Origin of the sequence: Psychroflexus sp. MES1-P1E, assembly GCF_002836055.1 — a bacterium.
Taxonomy (GTDB): domain Bacteria; phylum Bacteroidota; class Bacteroidia; order Flavobacteriales; family Flavobacteriaceae; genus Psychroflexus.
Window position 1 is genome coordinate 34007 of the sequence record NZ_PJBS01000308.1, and the last position, 18067, is coordinate 52073.

The 18067-nt window shown below is 33.3% G+C and carries 14 protein-coding genes and 2 pseudogenes; 12 read left to right on the forward strand and 4 right to left on the reverse strand.

Features of this window, described 5'->3' with window-relative positions; translation table 11 throughout:
* Positions 1–14: 14 nt before the first annotated feature.
* Genes CXF67_RS10835 through CXF67_RS10860 form a run of 6 tightly spaced genes read left to right on the forward strand, consistent with a single transcriptional unit; the run spans position 15 to position 6522 of the window.
* Positions 15–1844, forward strand: coding sequence for an ABC transporter ATP-binding protein (locus CXF67_RS10835; RefSeq protein WP_102088762.1), 1830 nt, complete (start codon positions 15–17; stop codon positions 1842–1844).
* Between the two features lie 9 nt (positions 1845–1853).
* Positions 1854–2393 carry an RNA polymerase sigma factor gene (locus CXF67_RS10840; RefSeq protein ID WP_102088763.1) on the forward strand — a complete coding sequence of 180 codons (540 nt, stop codon included), beginning with the start codon at positions 1854–1856 and terminating at the stop codon, positions 2391–2393.
* A 32-nt stretch (positions 2394–2425) separates the two neighbouring features.
* A complete protein-coding gene (locus CXF67_RS10845; protein ID WP_102088764.1) occupies positions 2426–2926 on the forward strand; it encodes a hypothetical protein in 501 nt (166 codons plus the stop codon).
* The gene (locus tag CXF67_RS10850) at positions 2919–3365 is read left to right on the forward strand and encodes a hypothetical protein (protein WP_102088765.1); all 447 of its coding nucleotides are present in this window, start codon (positions 2919–2921) and stop codon (positions 3363–3365) included. Before CXF67_RS10845 ends, CXF67_RS10850 begins: the two co-directional genes overlap by 8 nt.
* Before the next feature lie 30 nt (positions 3366–3395).
* Positions 3396–4610, forward strand: a complete 1215-nt coding sequence (locus tag CXF67_RS10855; RefSeq protein ID WP_102088766.1) for an RsmB/NOP family class I SAM-dependent RNA methyltransferase — start codon at positions 3396–3398, stop codon at positions 4608–4610.
* Entirely contained in the window at positions 4537–6522 is a 1986-nt protein-coding gene (locus CXF67_RS10860) for an endonuclease (protein WP_257984668.1), read from the forward strand. Before CXF67_RS10855 ends, CXF67_RS10860 begins: the two co-directional genes overlap by 74 nt.
* Positions 6523–6580: 58 nt before the next feature.
* On the opposite strand, the gene CXF67_RS10865 is transcribed toward CXF67_RS10860, so the two are convergent.
* The 3 genes and pseudogenes from CXF67_RS10865 to CXF67_RS19210 form a co-directional block, all read right to left on the reverse strand.
* Complete coding sequence (locus tag CXF67_RS10865) at positions 6581–7048, reverse strand: DUF4168 domain-containing protein (RefSeq protein WP_102088768.1); 468 nt, start codon at positions 7046–7048, stop codon at positions 6581–6583.
* A gap of 109 nt (positions 7049–7157) precedes the next feature.
* Positions 7158–7937 carry a nucleoside triphosphate pyrophosphohydrolase gene (gene mazG / locus CXF67_RS10870; RefSeq protein WP_102088769.1) on the reverse strand — a complete coding sequence of 260 codons (780 nt, stop codon included), beginning with the start codon at positions 7935–7937 and terminating at the stop codon, positions 7158–7160.
* A 13-nt stretch (positions 7938–7950) separates the two neighbouring features.
* Positions 7951–8201: pseudogene (locus CXF67_RS19210) on the reverse strand (IS1595 family transposase); the annotation flags it as partial.
* A gap of 1416 nt (positions 8202–9617) precedes the next feature.
* Between CXF67_RS19210 and CXF67_RS10880 the strand changes: the two are divergent.
* From CXF67_RS10880 to CXF67_RS10900, 5 genes and pseudogenes are all read left to right on the forward strand, one after another.
* Positions 9618–10400: a prohibitin family protein gene (locus tag CXF67_RS10880; RefSeq protein ID WP_180957961.1), complete on the forward strand. Its 783-nt coding sequence runs from the start codon at positions 9618–9620 to the stop codon at positions 10398–10400.
* A 276-nt stretch (positions 10401–10676) separates the two neighbouring features.
* A complete protein-coding gene (locus CXF67_RS10885; protein ID WP_102088772.1) occupies positions 10677–11369 on the forward strand; it encodes an alpha/beta hydrolase in 693 nt (230 codons plus the stop codon).
* A 57-nt stretch (positions 11370–11426) separates the two neighbouring features.
* A pseudogene (gene lgt / locus CXF67_RS10890) lies at positions 11427–12257 on the forward strand (prolipoprotein diacylglyceryl transferase).
* Positions 12258–12559: 302 nt separating this feature from the next.
* Positions 12560–14200 carry a S8 family peptidase gene (locus CXF67_RS10895; RefSeq protein ID WP_102088773.1) on the forward strand — a complete coding sequence of 547 codons (1641 nt, stop codon included), beginning with the start codon at positions 12560–12562 and terminating at the stop codon, positions 14198–14200.
* 125 nt (positions 14201–14325) lie between these two features.
* Positions 14326–15423 (forward strand): poly(ethylene terephthalate) hydrolase family protein, encoded by a 1098-nt coding sequence (locus CXF67_RS10900; protein ID WP_102088774.1) that lies wholly within the window; start codon positions 14326–14328, stop codon positions 15421–15423.
* An 805-nt stretch (positions 15424–16228) separates the two neighbouring features.
* Here CXF67_RS10900 and CXF67_RS10905 read toward each other — a convergent pair.
* Entirely contained in the window at positions 16229–16765 is a 537-nt protein-coding gene (locus tag CXF67_RS10905) for an RNA polymerase sigma factor (RefSeq protein WP_102088788.1), read from the reverse strand.
* Positions 16766–16864: 99 nt separating this feature from the next.
* On the opposite strand from CXF67_RS10905, the gene CXF67_RS10910 reads away from it, so the two are divergent.
* A complete protein-coding gene (locus tag CXF67_RS10910) occupies positions 16865–18037 on the forward strand; it encodes a FecR family protein (protein WP_102088775.1) in 1173 nt (390 codons plus the stop codon).
* Positions 18038–18067: the final 30 nt, after the last annotated feature.

Genomic DNA, 18067 nt, shown 5'->3' on the forward strand with positions numbered 1-18067 from the left:
CAGAATAACACTAAATGGATTATTTTAAAAAAATACTTCGCTTTGCAAAACCTTATAAGAAATATGCAGTGCTTAATATCATTGCCAATATTTTTTATGCTCTCTTTAGCGCCTTATCATTTATAGCTCTTATTCCTATGTTGGATGTGCTTTTTAAAGGAAAAGATGCTCCAAAAATTACTGAGCTACCCGTTTATAATGGCATCGGTAAAGCCAAAGATTACTTTAAAGACTATTTGTCATTTCAAGTCAACGAGTACGCCCAAGATGATGCCTCTATTGCTTTGATTTTAGTCATCAGTTTGGTGATTGTCTTATTTTTTCTCAAAAATATTTCAAACTACATCGCCATGTATTTTATAACCTTTCTTAGAAATGGTGTATTGAAGGACTTGCGAAATTCCCTTTACAAGAAAACCATAGAATTGCCTCTTTCTCATTATTCTGAAAAGCGAAAAGGAGATACCATTGCTAGAATTACCAGCGATGTTTTAGAAATACAACACTCGTTTTTATCTATTTTAGAATTGATTGTAAGAGAACCCCTCACTATTTTATTCACCATTGGAGCGATGTTATTCATTAGCCCAGAGTTAACTGTTTTTGTCTTTATTTTTATTCCTATCTCTGGATTTATTATTTCATTAATAGGAAAATCTTTAAAGAAAAAGTCGGACAAAGTACAGCAAGAACAGGGCTTGTTTTTATCGATTTTGGAAGAGACCTTAGGGGGGCTCAAAATCATCAAGGGCTTTAATGCAGAATCCATTTTCTACACCAAGTTTAAGTCCTCCACTCAAAATTTTTACGATTTCTCCAACAAATTACTTAACCGACAAAATCTAGCTTCGCCTGCTAGCGAATTTTTAGGAATAAGCGTTATTGCTGTTTTATTATGGTATGGAGGTAGAATGGTATTAATCGACGGAACTCTCGACGGAAGTATGTTTATAGCTTATATGGGCCTTGCCTATAATGTTTTAACGCCAGCTAAGGGCATTTCAAAAGCCTTTTATAATGTAAAGAAAGGAAATGCAGCGGCAGAGCGTGTTTTAGAAATTTTAGAAACAGAAAACAGCATTACAGATGCTGATAAGGCTGTTGATAAAACTGAATTTAACTCTGAATTGACTTTAGAAAATATTTCTTTCAAATATGAAAATGAATACGTACTGAAGAATTTTCAAGCCACGGTCAAAAAAGGAAAAACAGTAGCTCTGGTTGGACAATCTGGAAGTGGGAAATCTACTATTGCTAATTTGGTTACCCGATTTTATGACATCGCCGAAGGTGAAATAAAAATTGACGGTATCAATATTAAAGACATGTCGCAAAATTCTTTGAGAGGGCTGATGGGCTTAGTCACTCAAGATTCAATTTTGTTCAACGATACCATCAAAGAAAATTTAAAAATCGGAAAACCCAATGCTACCGATGAAGAATTAATAGACTCTCTAAAAATAGCAAATGCTTATGAGTTTGTAAAAGAACTCCCTAAAGGTTTGGATACCAATATTGGAGATAGTGGAGGGAAATTAAGTGGTGGACAGAAGCAACGTCTATCAATCGCTCGAGCGGTTCTCAAAAACCCACCTATCATGATTTTGGATGAAGCGACTTCCGCTCTAGATACTGAAAGCGAACAACTTGTCCAAAAAGCTTTAGAAAACATGATGAAAAATAGAACGTCTATAGTCATAGCCCATCGCTTATCTACGATTAAAAATGCTGACACCATTATTGTTATGCATCAAGGTGAAATTGTGGAGCAAGGAAGACATGATGAATTGATTGCCAATGAAGGAGTCTATAAAAAATTGGTTAATATGCAGTCTTTTGAATAAGCAATACTATTGAAAGAGGACGAAATCATAAACCATTTACAAAAAGGCACCAAAACTAATGAGGCCTTTCAAGCCCTTATCTCTAAGCACAAGGTTAGGCTATATTGGCACATAAGAACTATTGTAAAGTTACATGAAGATGCCGATGACGTATTGCAAGATACCTTTATAAAAGTTTTTAAAAATATCAAGTCGTTTAAGGGTGACAGTAAACTCTTTAGCTGGATGTACAGAATCGCTACCAACGAGTCCATTACGTTTCTGAATAAGAAAGCAAAAAAGATGAAACTTTCAGACCAAGAGCTTAATGATTTTTTAATTGATTCTTTGGAAAGTGATGTTTATTTTGAAGGAAGTGAGATACAATTTCAACTTCAAAAAGCTATTGATACACTACCTCAACAGCAAAAAACTGTTTTTAATATGCGTTACTTTGAAGATATCCCTTATGAGGAAATGTCAGAAATCCTAGGTTCAAGTGTTGGAGCATTAAAGTCTAACTACCACCATGCCAGAAAGAAAGTAGAAAAATTTTTAAAGAAAGATTAAACTTTCAAATCGAATTATAGTCTAAAATATAGATGAAACATAAATCACATATAAACTCAAGCAAATCAGGATTTGAAGTACCAGAAGGATACTTCGATTCCATTGACCAAACTATGGCTTGTAAAGTGAAATCAAAATCAGAAAATAGCAATTTCGGGTATAAAGTACCTGAGAGTTACTTTAAAGATTTTAGCCTTGCAGTCCCCTTAAAGGAAAGCTCAAGCAAAGTCATAAAGCTTAAAGAGTTAAGCAAGTGGGTAGCAGCAGCCTCAATACTAGCATTTGCAGTACTTGGTGCTCTATATATAAATGATATAAGTCCAGATGAAAATCTTCAATTTTCAGATTTAGATAGAGATATGATTGAAGATTATCTAGACTATAACATGGAGAATCCTGAAGAATTTATTGATTACGAAAATACATCATCGATTAATAGCATCGTAAATGATAATATCGTTAACTTGAAAGATAATGATATCTTGGAGTATTTAAATGACGAAATCGAAGATCAAGATTATGGCAATGAATAGAAAAAAGATAATTATTACACTGTGTCTATTAACTTTAAGCTTTTTTGCAGAAGCTCAAGACAGAGACACTGAGCAAATAGAACAGTTGAAAATTGCATTTTTTACTGAAAAATTAAACTTATCTGCTAAAGAAGCTGTGCGGTTTTGGCCCGTCTACAATCTTCACAACAAACGTTATGAAGAATTAAGGGATAAGGAGTGGTCTACTATTAAATCTAAATTAGAGATAATTGAAACCTTAAGCCAGAAAGAGGCTGAAGTTTTGCTAGACAACTACATGTCATATAAGCAAGCTGGAGTTGATTACAGAGAGGATTTTGTAAAAAACCTAAAAGAAGTCATTACTTCCAAGCAAATCATGATGCTTAAAAAAGCGGAATATGATTTCAATAAAAAACTTTTGAAACAATACCAATCTGATAAGTCATCTAACGAGTAAATATCTATTTTTGCAGATTAAACCATAATCATGCGCTTACATAGAAATTTAGTCTTTGCCGTTGTTGATACACTTCACCTTATCTTCAATGAAGATAAATATGCGGATAAGGAAATCTCAAATACTTTAAAGCGAGATAAGCGCTGGGGGGCAAGAGATCGAGGGTTCATAGCAGAAACCACTTATGATATCGTAAGGTGGAAAAGACTATATACTGAAATTGCAGACGTAAACCCTCCCTTTTCTAGACCTAACCTATTTAGACTTTTTACGGTCTGGGCCACCTTAAAGGGTATAGAAATTCCAGATTGGAAACAGTTTGAGGATACTCCTACACGAAGAATAAAAGGCAGATTTGACGAACTTTCAAAAATCACAAAATATGCTGAATCCATTCCAGATTGGATAGATGAACTTGGCAGAAAAGAATTAGGAAAACTGTGGGAAAGTGAAATCCATGCATTAAACGAACAAGCGAAAGTGATTTTAAGGACCAATACGCTTAAAATCACTCCCACAAAACTCCAACTGATACTAGATGAAGAATTTATACCTACTAAATTAATAAAAGGATATCCTGAGGCCTTAGAACTTTATGAAAGAGCGGATGTTTTCAAAACAGAAGCTTTCAAAAAAGGATTTTTTGAGGTGCAAGATGCATCGTCACAGAAAGTAGCACATGCTTTAAAACTTGAGCCTGGCTTAAGAGTTATCGATGCTTGTGCAGGTGCTGGAGGGAAAACGTTACACATCGCTGCTTTAATGGAAAACAAAGGCCAAGTTATCGCTATGGATATCTATGGCAATAAACTTAAAGAGCTAAAACGCAGAGCAAAACGTGCAGGAGCTCATAACTTGGAAACTAGAGAAATAGACTCCACGAAGGTCATCAAGAAATTACATGACTCTGCAGACCGCGTATTAATTGACGCTCCCTGTACAGGCTTAGGTGTTCTCCGACGAAATCCTGATGCTAAGTGGAAGTTAACGCCTGAATTTCTAAAGGAAATTAAAGAAAAACAACAAAATTTACTCTTAGACTATAGTAAAATGGTAAAGCCAGGGGGTTTATTGGTATATGCCACATGCTCCATTTTACCGACAGAGAATCAAGTTCAAATACAGGATTTCTTAAACTCCCCTGAAGGTGAATTCTTTCAACTAGATACAGATGAAAAAATCCTTGCCCATAAATCAGGATACGATGGGTTTTATTATGCCGTCCTCAAGAATAATAAATCATAAAGTGAAACTTTTTACATCCTCCTTATTTTTGGTGCTAACAACATTAACCCATGCACAAGCACCTTCCGGTTATTATGAAAGTACCAACGACTTACTGAGTTACGAACTTAAAACTGCCCTTAAAATTATCATAGATGATATTGGTGATGATAATGATTTCCCTTTTCATCAGGACCAAGGCTATGGAGCATTATACGATGCCTATGCTACTGAAAATAGTGGAGATAGTGACGATTATTTCGAAAATGATGGGACTGTTTTGGATATGTATTCTGAACGTGTTCCAGGGGTTGATAATTATAACTATGAGCATTTGGAGAATAACTGTGGTAACTATTCCAGTGAAGGAGATTGTTATAACAGAGAACATTTAGTACCTCAATCTACATTTAACAGTGCATCCCCCATGAAGAACGACTATTTCCATGTGGTCCCTTCCGATGGAGCTGTTAACGGAGCACGAGGAAGTTTTCCTTTTGGAGAAGTCACAAGTCCAAATTACACCTCTACAAATGGGTCTAAACGAGGTCCAAATACTTTCCCTGGTTACACAGGAACGGTATTTGAACCTATTGACGAATTCAAGGGGGATATCGCTAGGGCTGTACTTTACTTTGCTATTCGATACGAAGATGAATTCAATTCTAGTTGGAGAACAAACGAAGTGTTAGCAGATAATCCTCAAGAGTTTTTTGTGGATTGGTACCTAGAACTTTTACTGTCTTGGCACCTCAATGATCCTGTTGGCGAAAGAGAAATAGATAGGAATAACAATGGATATCAATTTCAAAGCAACCGAAACCCGTTGATAGATCGTCCTGAATTTGCATTGATGATCTGGGGAGATTTCACGGACAATGAGCCACCTTCTGCTCCATCAGATTTACTAGCCAACACTATTACTAATTTTAGTTTACAACTAAGTTGGACTTCATCTGAAGATAATGTTGCTGTTGCCCAATATATTATTGAACAAGATAATGTCGATATCGGTACTGTAGGGTCCAACCAATCCACCTATCTCGTCACAGGATTAAACGCTGAGACCCTTTATAATTTCAGGGTCTATGCACTAGACCAAGGTGGAAATGTGTCTGAACCAAGTGAAAATCTAGATGTTTTAACTCTGGCAGACCCTAACTATCTTATTTTTGAAGATTTTGAGAACTGCACTACTGTTTTAGATAACTTCACGGCAGTAAGTGAACTAAGTCCATTAGATTGGAGATGTGTTTCTGATGGTGGTGAAAATAATTCTCAGGCTTACCAAATGAACGCTTATCAAAATGGACAAGTCCCTAGTTTGGACTGGTTAATTACAAGTAGCAAAATTAATTTTGACGAATTTGAATCTGAAAAAATAAGCTTTTTTGCTTCTGCAAGTTATGGAAACACAAAACTAGAACTTCTTTTTTCATCCTCCTATACTGGAAATGGGAACCCCTCTAGTTTTGATTGGCAAGAAGTACCCAATGTAGAAATTCCTCTTCATCCAAATGAGAGTTCTTCTTTGTTTACCTATAAAGCCGAATCTATTGATATTTCTGAAATACCTGAGAATGTTTATATCGCTTTTCGATATAATACAGATAATGATCGAGAGGCAACGCGTTGGACTGTTGATAATTTTAGAATTATGGGAGAACAGGTTTTAACTTCTTCCAGCTTCTATGATACGTTAGGCATTAAGTTGTATCCAAATCCGTTGAAAAATTCGCATATTCATATAAGTTTTAATTCTAATGATCAAAAAAGAATAGAGCTTTATGATTTAACTGGTAAAGTATTATTAACAAAACACAGTCAGCTAAATTATTTTAAGGAAGATTTGAGTTGGTTAACACCTGGAATCTATTTTTTCAAAATCTATCAACATGGTAATTCAGTGATTAAGAAGTTAGTGAAAAAATAAAAAAGGTCAGTAGAATATCCTGACCTTTTTAGGTGGGCTGATATAACCAAGTTTAGTTTTATTTTTTCATCGGATTCTCACCTGTCTTGTTTTTCATCAATATACCTTGCAATTTCTTTTGTAATTCTGGGCTACTCTGAAGTTGAGCTCCAATTTTCTCATATTGCTCTAAGGTTAAACCTTTCTCCTTAATCTTATTTTGCATATCTTCTTGAACGCCGCCTTGCATAGCCTCAATCTTTTTAAGAGCTGCCTTTTGCTTCACCATTTCATCTTCAGTGGCATCTGCCTCAACCTCAGGATCCATTTCTGCTTGATAAATTTCATTGAAACGCTTCGCTGTTATTCCCTCAGCTTCAATAGCTGTAACCATTTCCTGCTGAATTTGTTGATTTACCTGTTGAACAGTTTGGTAAGCCTCTGCAAATTTTTGAAGTTGAGCATCGCTTACTTTTTCTTCTGTTTGAGCAGATGTAGATAGTAACCCAAACATAAATATACCGATGGTTAAAATTACTTTTTTCATGAGTTTTGTTTTTAATAGTTTATAATAACAATGATATGAATTAAGGTTTAGCCAAAAAAAAATAGTGGCCTAATTATGTATATCTTTAACTTTTAGAAATTAATTTTTCTCAAAGTTTTAGATGTTTTGCCTCCTCCCAAAACTTATCCATTTCCTCCAATGACATAGTTGATAAATCTAAATTATGCTCTACAGCTCTTTTCTCTAGATGTTGAAATCTAAAAATAAACTTTTTATTAGTTCGCTCTAAAGCTGTTTCGGGATCGATCTTTAAGAATCTTGCGTAATTGATCATAGAAAATAAAACATCTCCAAATTCATCTTCTATTTTATTTAAATCATTTGCTTTCACCTCTTCTTGTAGCTCACTTAATTCTTCCTGGACTTTTTCAAAAACTTGTGAGGGTTCTTCCCAATCGAAGCCAACACCAGCAACTTTATCTTGAATCCTACTGGCTTTTATTAAAGCTGGCAAAGATTTAGGGACACCTTGTAAAACACTTTTATTTCCCTCTTTTAACTTTATTTTTTCCCAATTTTCTTTGACCTGCTTTTCGTTTTCAACTTTTACATCTCCATAGATGTGAGGATGCCGGTTAACCAGCTTTTTACAAAGGCTATCTATCACATCAGTAATATCAAAATCTTCAGTTTCACTTGCTATTTTTGAATAAAATACGATGTGAAGCAATACATCTCCCAGCTCTTTTTTTATCTCCACCTTATCATTTTCCAAAATAGCATCTCCAAGTTCATAAACCTCTTCCACTGTCAAATTCCGAAGAGATTCCATAGTTTGTTTTCTATCCCACGGACACTTTTCTCTGAGTTCGTCCATCATGTCTAGCAAATTCTCAAATGCTTTTAATTGCTTTTGTTTTGTATACATTTTTTGTGCCAATTTAATGTTTGTAAAGTATGATTTCAGCAATTACCAGCCTATCAAAAGTTTGTTCGCCAAAATATCTATGATTTATTTTGCATATTTACTCATTGTGTTAGAGTTGATGCTACTTTCTTTAGATTTTATGATCGGTTACTGTGAAATTTCTTTTTGCATTACTTATCGCAAGACCCATTTTAAAGTTTCTTTAGGGGTTCGTTCGTTTGATTTTTCACTGACATATATCTCAATATAATCTGCAATGTTTATTTATGATTTATTTTAATGTGTAAATACTACCGTTTACTCATCGGCTATTGACTCTTGCATTGAACGGCCTATTCTCTCTGGCTTATCAACCTTTAAAGCTCAGTTGTAGTTGTTTCTATTTAGATGAAAAACCTTTTATAGTCGTACTCAAAAGGAAAATGGTCATGAATATAACTTTGAACTTAACATTGACGTTTCATTTAGCAATTACTACTTCGATCAACCAGTTTTACAGTGATAACCTCATTTGCTCTTAAACTTGGAAATGTCGAATGCTTAACAGCGATTCTAAATTAATTCTATTTTATCCCGCTCCCCTTTAAATGAAAACGACATCCATTTTTGTTTAGAACATAAAGTGAAAAATAATAATTATCTATGTAACTATTTTAAAATCAAATAAATATATGAAATAATCTCAGAATTAGGGCTATTAACGGATATACAAAATTAATTTAATAAAATTGATACACTCAAAACCAGTGAGAATAAATCTTATGTATTAAGAAATAGAAATAGATACAATCTATAAGAAAGACGAGGTTAGTGAAATAGATTTACTTCGAAAAAAAATATTTATTCCAACGGGCTAAAAAAGTATGCTGAGAACTCCCTTCTTTCTGAAAAGTAAGGCCTTTCGGTATAATATTGAGATTAAAAATGATACGCTGAAATATGGTCTGTAACCCCATTCAAATATACGCCTACAAGAAAGATCTGTTTCTGACACTAATTAAGAATTATGGTTTTATTTCAGAATAGATAGTTTGAGAAAAAGTATTGGATTTGATAAAAAAACACATAAATTTATAAATGGCTTTTACGAAATTAAACCAGAAATTTGATGTGATTAGGCAATAAAAACTGAACCCTTAAGAGATAAACCTAGTCATTGGAATTCTTTTTTGCTCGTCTTTATGTACCTAAAGAACGAATAATCATGGCCGTTTTATTTTCTTACTTCGCAACCAAATTTACAAGTAAACAAGTTAAAAAAATTACATCCAAAATTCAAACGGACAATCAGAATACAATGAAATCAGTACCGAATTTGAAAAAAATAGATTTAAGGTTTCAGCAAAAAAAGAAATGGAAATATGAACACAAGAAAATACGCCCTAGGAATTGTGAATCAAATTGATATCTTAATAAAAAAAGGCACTGAGTATAACGATATCACAATCGTAAAAGACTGCAAATGAATTGATGAATAAATCCAAGCAAGTTCAGAATAAATGAAAAACTCTTATCGTGAAGACTAAATTTCAAAAACTCAATCCATAAAAAATGTTTATACATATTATTATATAATCAGTATATTGGATTTTTAATTGCATATTTTTCATAATAATTACCCAATTAATAAATAATAAGCATTTATTACTCTTTTAATTATTATTTTTAATAAAAAAAATTATGAAAACAAAAACTATTTTAAGTGTAGCCTTAGCCGTTATTTTTTTAAGCAGTTGTGCCGTTATTAGGCCTGGTGAAGCTGGAGTAAAGCAGACACTTGGCAAATTTTCAAACAAAGTGATAACCCAAGGAACTGTGGTTTACAATCCTTTTATAAGCAAAGTTATAAAAGAATCTACACAGACTAATAATATAAAACTTTTTCTAAGTTTACCCAGTAAAGAAGGTCTGAGTGTAAATTCTGAGATTTCAATTTTATATCGCTTGGAAAAAAATAAAATACCATCTGTATTAGAGAATTTAGGGCGAGGATATGAATCTATAATTACTAGCGTATTTAGATCAGCTTCTTCTGATATATGTGCTCAGTTTTTTGCCAAGGATATGCATTCTGGGATGCGTGCAAAAATAGAGGAAGAAATCAAAATCAGTATGGGAGAGAATCTTAAGAAACAAGCTGATGGTATTGAACTTATTGCTGTTTTAATGAAAAGCATACAATTACCTCTTGGCTTAGCTAATTCTATAGAACGAAAATTGCAGGCTGAACAAGATGCGATGCGATTGGTATTTGTACTAGAGCAAGAAAAATTAGAGGCCGAAAGAAAAATCATAGGTGCAAAGGGAGAAAGAGATGCGCAACTAATTTTGGCAGAAGGACTTACTGATCAAATTATAAAAACTAGAAGTATAGAGGCCTTTAGTAAATTATCTCTATCTCCAAACTCCAAGATAATCATCACCGATGGGAAGGCTCCTCTATTGATTAATATTGATGAATAAATTTTTAAACATAATTTGTGGTTCAACGGATACTCAGTAGATCCCCAAATGCAAAAATCAGTCGTATTGACACTTAATTACCTATAATGCTAAATACTGATTAGAATACTCACTTTTTTTTCGTTTTGTTTATGTTTTAAGTAAAGGCCATCTCAAATTTGAGATGGCCTTTAGCTTTATAGAAAACGGTAGTGTATCCGGTGACACAATTACCTGAATTTTGAAAAGAAAAAAATAATTATATTCACATGATAATCAAACTTAAAACCTCAAGAGTTGTTTGAACTAAAACCGGCGCTTCACATTTATAAGCTAGGAGCATCGATAAAAATAGGCCTATTCCTTGGAATTATTTTTTGCTCATCTCTATGGGCTTGTGGAACAAATAATGACGACCGCTATATTTTCTTCCTTCACAATCGATTTTTAGAAGAACACGAATTAAATGAAATACATCCCAAATTCGGACGGACAGAATACAATGAGATCATTACCAAATTTAAAAAAAACGGATTTAAAGTTTTCAGTGAAAAAAGAAACGGAAATGTAAATGCGAGAGAATATGCCCAAGGAATTGTAATTCAAATTAATAGCTTAATAGAGAGCGGTACTGAGTCCAACAACATAACAATCGTTGGAACTTCAAAAGGTGGATATATTGCTCAATACGTTTCAACATTAGCAAGAAATCCAGACTTGAATTTTGTTTTTATCGGAAGTTTTAGAACTAGCGACTTGGTAAACAATCCAGAAATCAACTATTGTGGAAACATTCTAACCATTTACGAAAAGTCCGATCCCTTTGGAGTTTCTGCATTAGACCGTAAAAAATCTTCAACCTGCAAAATCAAACATTTTGAAGAAATTGAGCTAAATACAGGAATGGGACATGGCTTTTTATTTAAAGCTTTAAAAGAATGGATTGAGCCAACAATAGATTGGGCTAACAGAAATTACAAAAGCAAGTAATAAGAGTCTGAGAACCTATTTAGATCAAGTAAAAATGAATCCTAATTAACATAACTAATGAAAGATAAAATTATAAATTGGAATGTAGAACCAGTGATTTTTTGGATAACTGACACATTTCCTTTAAAATATTATGGCTTGTTTTTTATGACGGGGCTTCTCTTAGCTCATTTCATTTTAAAACGCTTTTACATCAAAGAAAGTATACCAATTGAAAATTTAGAAAAGCTATTTATCTACATCGTTGTTGGAACACTTTTGGGAGCAAGACTTGGACATTGTTTATTTTATGACCCTTCCTACTATTTTCAAAATCCAGTCGAAATTTTTCTCCCTATCAAAAAGATAGGAGACTCCTATCAATTTATTGGATTTCAAGGACTAGCTAGTCATGGAGGAGCCATGGGGGTTTTAATTGCAATCGCTCTCTATTGTAAAAAATATAAAACTAACTTTTTATGGGTGTTAGACAGAGTGACAATTGTTGCACCAATTGCAGCTGCTTTTATAAGATTTGGGAATTTTATGAACTCAGAAATTTATGGGAAACCAACCGATGGAAGCTGGGGCGTTGTTTTTCAAAGAGATGATTTAATACCAAGACATCCAACTCAACTCTATGAGGCTTTTTCATACCTTCTCATATTTGGTATCTTATTTTTTACATATAAGAATAAAGCTAAAGAAAAAGGTAACGGACTTATATTTGGAGTGTTTTTAGTTTTACTATTTTAAACACGATTTTTAATTGAGTTTTTTAAAGAAAATCAGGTTGGATTCGAAAGTGAAATGTTGATTAATATGGGACAAGTTTTAAGTATTCCTTTCATTATAATCGGGCTGATTTTAATAATTACAAGGAAAAGACAAGCAGGCAAAACCTTATAGGAATGGTACTATTTTGAGGAAACAGATCCGAGTAGATGAATGGGACTCAGCTTTTTATTTAAAGCTTTAAAAGAATGGATTGAGCCCACAATAGATTGGGTTAACGGAAAGGACAGGAGCAAGTAAAAAGCGTATGACAACATCTTAACAAATTAATTGCTTCAATGATTACTGCCTTATACTCTAGGAATCAGATTCTTTCACTTTATGAAATAGGAAATTAAATTTTTATTCCTTAAATTAGTTTTAATGTAAGACATATATTTAACCTATTTATAGTGTCGCCAATCCATTAAAAAACTATGAAAAAAATAACTCTAGTCTTGATAAGTATCTTATGTAGCCATTTTTTATTTTCTGGATCTATTGAAGCTCAAACAACCAATGGGATGGTTGTAAAGTTTAAAACCGATAAGAAACCCAATAAAGCAAGCGTTGAGGCCTATCAAAAATTTGATAGGCCTCATATTGATTTGTTAAATAAGAACAACAATATAAGATCCATAAAGTTAACAGGTAATAAGAGCCAAGAAGACACTTATGCTCTTGAATTTGATGTAAGCAGACCTATAGAAGAACTCATAGAATTATATTTAAAAACAGGACTATTCATCTATGTTGAACCTGATTTTATTGGTAAAGGTCATGGTTTTCAAACTACACCCAATGACTTCTATTTTAACAACCAATGGTCACACTACAACGATGGCTCCTTTTTGTTATCAAATTCAACTATCGACGCTGATATTGATACAGACTTAGCCTGGGACATCACCCAAGGAGACCCAAATTTAATAGTCGCTATTTTAGATTCTGGCTCAAAATTAGACCATCCTGAATTTTCAGGAAGAATATGGAATAACACTAATGAAACTCAAAATGGCTCTGACTCTGATTCTAATGGTTATTCAGATGACTTATTTGGTGGCTGGGATTTTGCCAATAATGATAATGATCCTACAGATGACCATGGACATGGCACCAACGTTACTGGAATTACATTAGCATCTGGAAATAATAATATAGGATATGCTGGTGTTAATTGGAATTCTAAAATTATGATATGCAAAATATTAGACGAAAACAATAGTGGCTTTTATAGTTGGTGGGCAGAAGCCATTTTCTATGCTGTGGATAATGAAGCTTCTCTAATTAACATGTCTGTTGGAGGAAATGCATCATCAACACTTTTGGAAGAAGCAATTAATTATGCATATGACAATAATGTTCCCGTCGTGGTGTCAACTGGAAATCAAAACTCGGTGATACAGTACCCCGCCAAATATATAAATGCTTTTGCTATTGGCTCAACAAATTCTGACGATACTAGAAGTGATCCATTTTCTTGGAGTGACACTAGCGGAAGTAATTATGGAGCGGAATTAGATTTTGTGGCACCTGGAAATTACATCTATGGGTTAGATCACTTGTCAAACACCAATTATAATTATTATTGGGGAGGGACTTCACAAGCTGCACCTCACGTTGCTGGATTAATTTCTTTATTATTATCTGTAAATACAGATTTGACTGTAGACGAAATTAGATTGGTATTAGAGGAATCTTCTGAAGACCAAGTAGGAGATTCAGAGGATACGTTTGGATGGGATCAATATTATGGGCACGGGAGAATTAATGCTTTTCAAGCTTTAATGAATCCCCTCTTAAACATTAATAGTTTTGAAAACGCTAATGAAAATGTAACGATTTATCCTAATCCATCAACAGCGGGAAGTCCCTTAGAAATATTAAATTTAATTGATGGAGATTATAATTTAAGTTTTTATACTATTTTAGGGCAAAATTTATATGAAAAACAAGTAGCAGCAAGTCACTCTAAAATAAGAGTATTACTTCCTGAATTCAATTTTGGCACCTATTTTCTCAAAATAAAAAACAACTCTCAAAATATTACAATTTTTAAAAAACTGATAATAAAATAGTTGTATTGAATGTAGTGACAAAATGCATATCATGTTTTTTTTAAAGCCGACTAAATTATAGTCTTACTTTATTGCTTTCAAAAATAAAAATGAGTGAATACCTTATCTAATATTTTAAAAAACCTATGAAAAACGTATACTTCGTCCTCTTACTTATCTTTATCTCCCCCCTATTTACCTATAGCGCTATTGCCCAATGTGATGAAGTGAATTTAGAGAATCTTACAAACCCAGGGCCATTTGATGTAGAAACTCTTACCGAGGCAGATGGAATTCGAAATGGTCCAGATTATTTAGAAGCGACCATTTACTACCCAACCAATGCTACGCCGCCCTTCGCAAGTATTGCAATAGTCCCTGGATTTGTGTCGCTTCCTTCGAGTGTTGAAGAATGGGGACCGTTTTATGCGTCTCACGGAATTGTGACCATCATTATAGGGACAAATTCTATTTTTGATTTCCCAGAAGAGCGTGCTAATGCACTTTTAGATGCCTTGGAAACCATTAAACAAGAAAATAGTAGAGCCTCTTCTCCGCTTGAAGGAGCACTCAACTTAGACCAATTGGCCGTAAGTGGATGGTCTATGGGTGGTGGTGGTGCTCAAAGGGCAGCTGTTCTTGATAATAGCATCGCTGGTGTTGTCGCCTTATGCCCATGGCTCAACAATCTTCAACTCGATCATCAAAGTCCAGTCCTAATTTTTAGCGGTGAAGATGATACTGTAGCTCCTCCTTCACAGCACGCAGATCTCCACTATAATGCAACACCGAATGTGACTGACAAAGTACTCTTTGAAATTGCAAATGGCGATCACTCCGTTGCTAACACGCCTAATGGCGGAAGCGGTTCTGTAGGTAGAATAGCCCTTTCTTGGCTTAAACTCTATGTGGAAGATAACGATTGTTATTGTCCTTTGTTAACAGACAATCTCTTAGTAAATCCTCCAGTTGCCTCTAAGGTGGAGCAGAGTTTCGAATGCGAATTTTTAGGGATCGATAGTCAGCAATTGGCTATTGGATTTTATCCTAATCCAACCAGAAACATAGTCTATTTAGAAATTCCTAAAGACGTTCATTATGAACTTATTTCGCCCCTAGGTCAACCTTTATTGGAAGGAAATCTAACTGGAAATAACAAGCAAATTGATTTGTCTCAATTTGCAGAAAACTTGTATTACTTGCACATAGAAGGTCAATTTATAAAACTTATTAAATACAATTAATATCCTTTAAGAGTATGATAGGAAATTCTAACATAAACTAAAGCATAAGGTGCATGTATCTAAATCCTTTATTAAGTAATAACAAGAACACAAGTAGTGAATTAATTTGTATATGATTGAAATAAAACAGATTAGAAATCAAATTTTAGAAATCTGAAGTTAGTTGCTTGTTGGTTATTTTTGATTTAACTGATTGCTCTAAGCTATTTTAACACAAAAATTATTAAATATGGTTTTTTGTTTTGTGACCTATTTACACTAAAATAAAATTCATTAAAATATCTATTTAAACTGTCACTGCAAACCAAGAATATGCCATTCTTAGCCAATATTTAACCTGAAGCATCCTTATGTTTAACACCTTAAAATCAATCCTTTATTGCTGTCAATCTCTGTTCTATCATAAACCTTAGCAATTGCCATATACACTATCCATTTATCGGTGGTTACATTTGCTTCTCTACTAAGATGGTTTACAAAATTGGCTTAAAGGAGGTTAAAATAAATTAGACCAAATTAGATTTATAATATCGTATGAATAAATTGAATTATACTATGACGTAGCTCAGCACAGGTTTTTGTTTGATAGAAATCAAAAATAATCAGCATAGCCTTAGATGCGGTAATTATTTTTGACAAAAAGCAGTCAAAAAAAGTCTGTGACGAATTCGTATCGGTAAAAGAATCTATTGCAACATTATAGGTCTAAATTGGCATGAGTCTGCAACGAAAGTCATAAAGCAATCCCATTTGCTCTGTATCGCTAAGGCTTTAATTATAATGGAGATTAAAGTTTTTTCAAAATTTACAACATAAACTGGTTAGCTCTCTTTCTGAGATGTTTGAGAGCTTTCGACATCTGGTTTTCCACTGTCTTTACGGAAATATCCATGTCTTCAGCAATATCTTTATAGATGGTTTTTTCTAGTTTATTTTTGACAAAAATCTCTTTGCACCTAGGCGGCAACTCATCTATATACTGGTGTAATTTTTTGAGTTTGGTTTGCTTATGATTTTCCTGAATATTAATTGTACTTGCAATCACCTCCCATTTAATAGTATCTAAATCATCAAACTTTATTTTCTTTTTTCTTAAATGTTGTAAAAATTGATTGTGACAAGATGTAAATAAGTAATTCTTAAGTGAACCTGTGATTGTAATTTTAAGGCGATTTTCGTAAAATTTCATTAACATATCTTGAACAATATCTTCAGATAATTTTTTGTTTTCACAAAGCTTAAAGACATAATTACAAAGCCATTGGTAGTATTTATCGTACAGTATTTGGTAGGCGATTTCATCGCCTTGTTTGAGTTTTTGTATGAAAATAAGATCTATCACTTTTAGCAATTTAAGAAATATTTTTAATTTATCTAAAGTTAGATAGGGGTTTTTAAATAAAACAGCATCTTATAAGTAAGAGATTTACATAAATTATAAATGAATTCAGACCAACTTATTGACAATTATTTAAAGGGCAGTCTTTCTAAAAAAGAGAGTGTTCAAATAAATAAATGGGTTAAGAAAGACTTAAAAAATCTTAATTATTTTAAGAAATGTATTCGTTCACAATCATACGTCATACCCTTAAATTTCGATTCGGATAAAGCCTTTGATCGTTTTTATCAAAAAATTCAAAAGAAAAAACAATTACGCAATCAAAAATTAAAAATATTTTATTGGGCTGCAAGCTTTACAGCCTTAATAGGTTTAGGTCTTCTCTATCAAAATTCAGAATTATTATTTACAGGGCAAGACGATATAGCGGATAAAAGAGAGGCTAATGAAAGTCTTAGGAAAATCCAAATTACTCTATCAGATGGAAGTCAACACCGTATCGATAAAAAATCTACTATAAGTCTTAAAGACAAGTCAGGTAGACTTGTTGCAAGACAATTAGATAATATATTATCTTTTGAAGATTACTCTTCTAGTGCAGAAGATACCTCAACAACCCAAATTGACATACCATATGGTGAGAAATTGAGACTTAGACTATCTGACGGTAGCTTAGTCTGGTTAAATTCCGGAAGCAGCTTAAGCTTTCCACAACAATTTAGTTCTAAGTCCAAAACCAGAGAAATAAATGTGATCGGTGAGGCCTATTTTGAGATTTCCAAAAACAAGCAAAAACCTTTTATAGTCCATACGCCCAGCGTAAGTGTGAAAGTCTTGGGGACTCACTTTAATATTTCTTCCTATGCCAACGATTCTAAATCAGAAACAACCCTCATGGAAGGCAAAGTTCAAGTTTACAATAGCCTTCAAAAAAATACCCCTGTTGATTTAGTACCAAATCAACAGGCTGTGTTTGAAAAGACAAGTCAGAAATTTGAAAAAAAGACAGTAGACGCTGATGCATATAACAGTTGGATGGATAACATTTTGATTGTCGACGGTCTTTCCTTTCTTGAGCTTAAAAAGAAACTAGAACGCAAATACAATATTACAATTACAAACGAATTGGATTATTTATGGAAGAAAACCTATAGAGGGGAATTTAAAGATGAATCTCTTGCCGAAACCTTAAAAACCATTGCCCTTAGTTCAAAATTTAGCTTTTCTATAGATGGAAAACACATTCGAATTTTTAATAAAAACCCAAAGGATTAAGCAGATCAACAACCAGTAGTTCAACACAAG

Excerpts from the sequence above, each read along its gene's own strand:
- CXF67_RS10900 (WP_102088774.1), top strand. The coding sequence starts at position 14,326 with ATGAAAAACGTATACTTCGTCCTCTTACTTATCTTTATCTCCCCCCTA.
- CXF67_RS10910 (WP_102088775.1), top strand. The coding sequence starts at position 16,865 with ATGAATTCAGACCAACTTATTGACAATTATTTAAAGGGCAGTCTTTCT.
- CXF67_RS10860 (WP_257984668.1), top strand. The coding sequence starts at position 4,537 with ATGAAAAAATCCTTGCCCATAAATCAGGATACGATGGGTTTTATTATG.
- CXF67_RS10865 (WP_102088768.1), bottom strand. The coding sequence starts at position 7,048 with ATGAAAAAAGTAATTTTAACCATCGGTATATTTATGTTTGGGTTACTA.
- mazG (WP_102088769.1), bottom strand. The coding sequence starts at position 7,937 with ATGTATACAAAACAAAAGCAATTAAAAGCATTTGAGAATTTGCTAGAC.
- CXF67_RS10895 (WP_102088773.1), top strand. The coding sequence starts at position 12,560 with ATGAAAAAAATAACTCTAGTCTTGATAAGTATCTTATGTAGCCATTTT.
- CXF67_RS10855 (WP_102088766.1), top strand. The coding sequence starts at position 3,396 with ATGCGCTTACATAGAAATTTAGTCTTTGCCGTTGTTGATACACTTCAC.
- CXF67_RS10850 (WP_102088765.1), top strand. The coding sequence starts at position 2,919 with ATGAATAGAAAAAAGATAATTATTACACTGTGTCTATTAACTTTAAGC.
- CXF67_RS10835 (WP_102088762.1), top strand. The coding sequence starts at position 15 with ATGGATTATTTTAAAAAAATACTTCGCTTTGCAAAACCTTATAAGAAA.
- CXF67_RS10880 (WP_180957961.1), top strand. The coding sequence starts at position 9,618 with ATGAAAACAAAAACTATTTTAAGTGTAGCCTTAGCCGTTATTTTTTTA.
- CXF67_RS10845 (WP_102088764.1), top strand. The coding sequence starts at position 2,426 with ATGAAACATAAATCACATATAAACTCAAGCAAATCAGGATTTGAAGTA.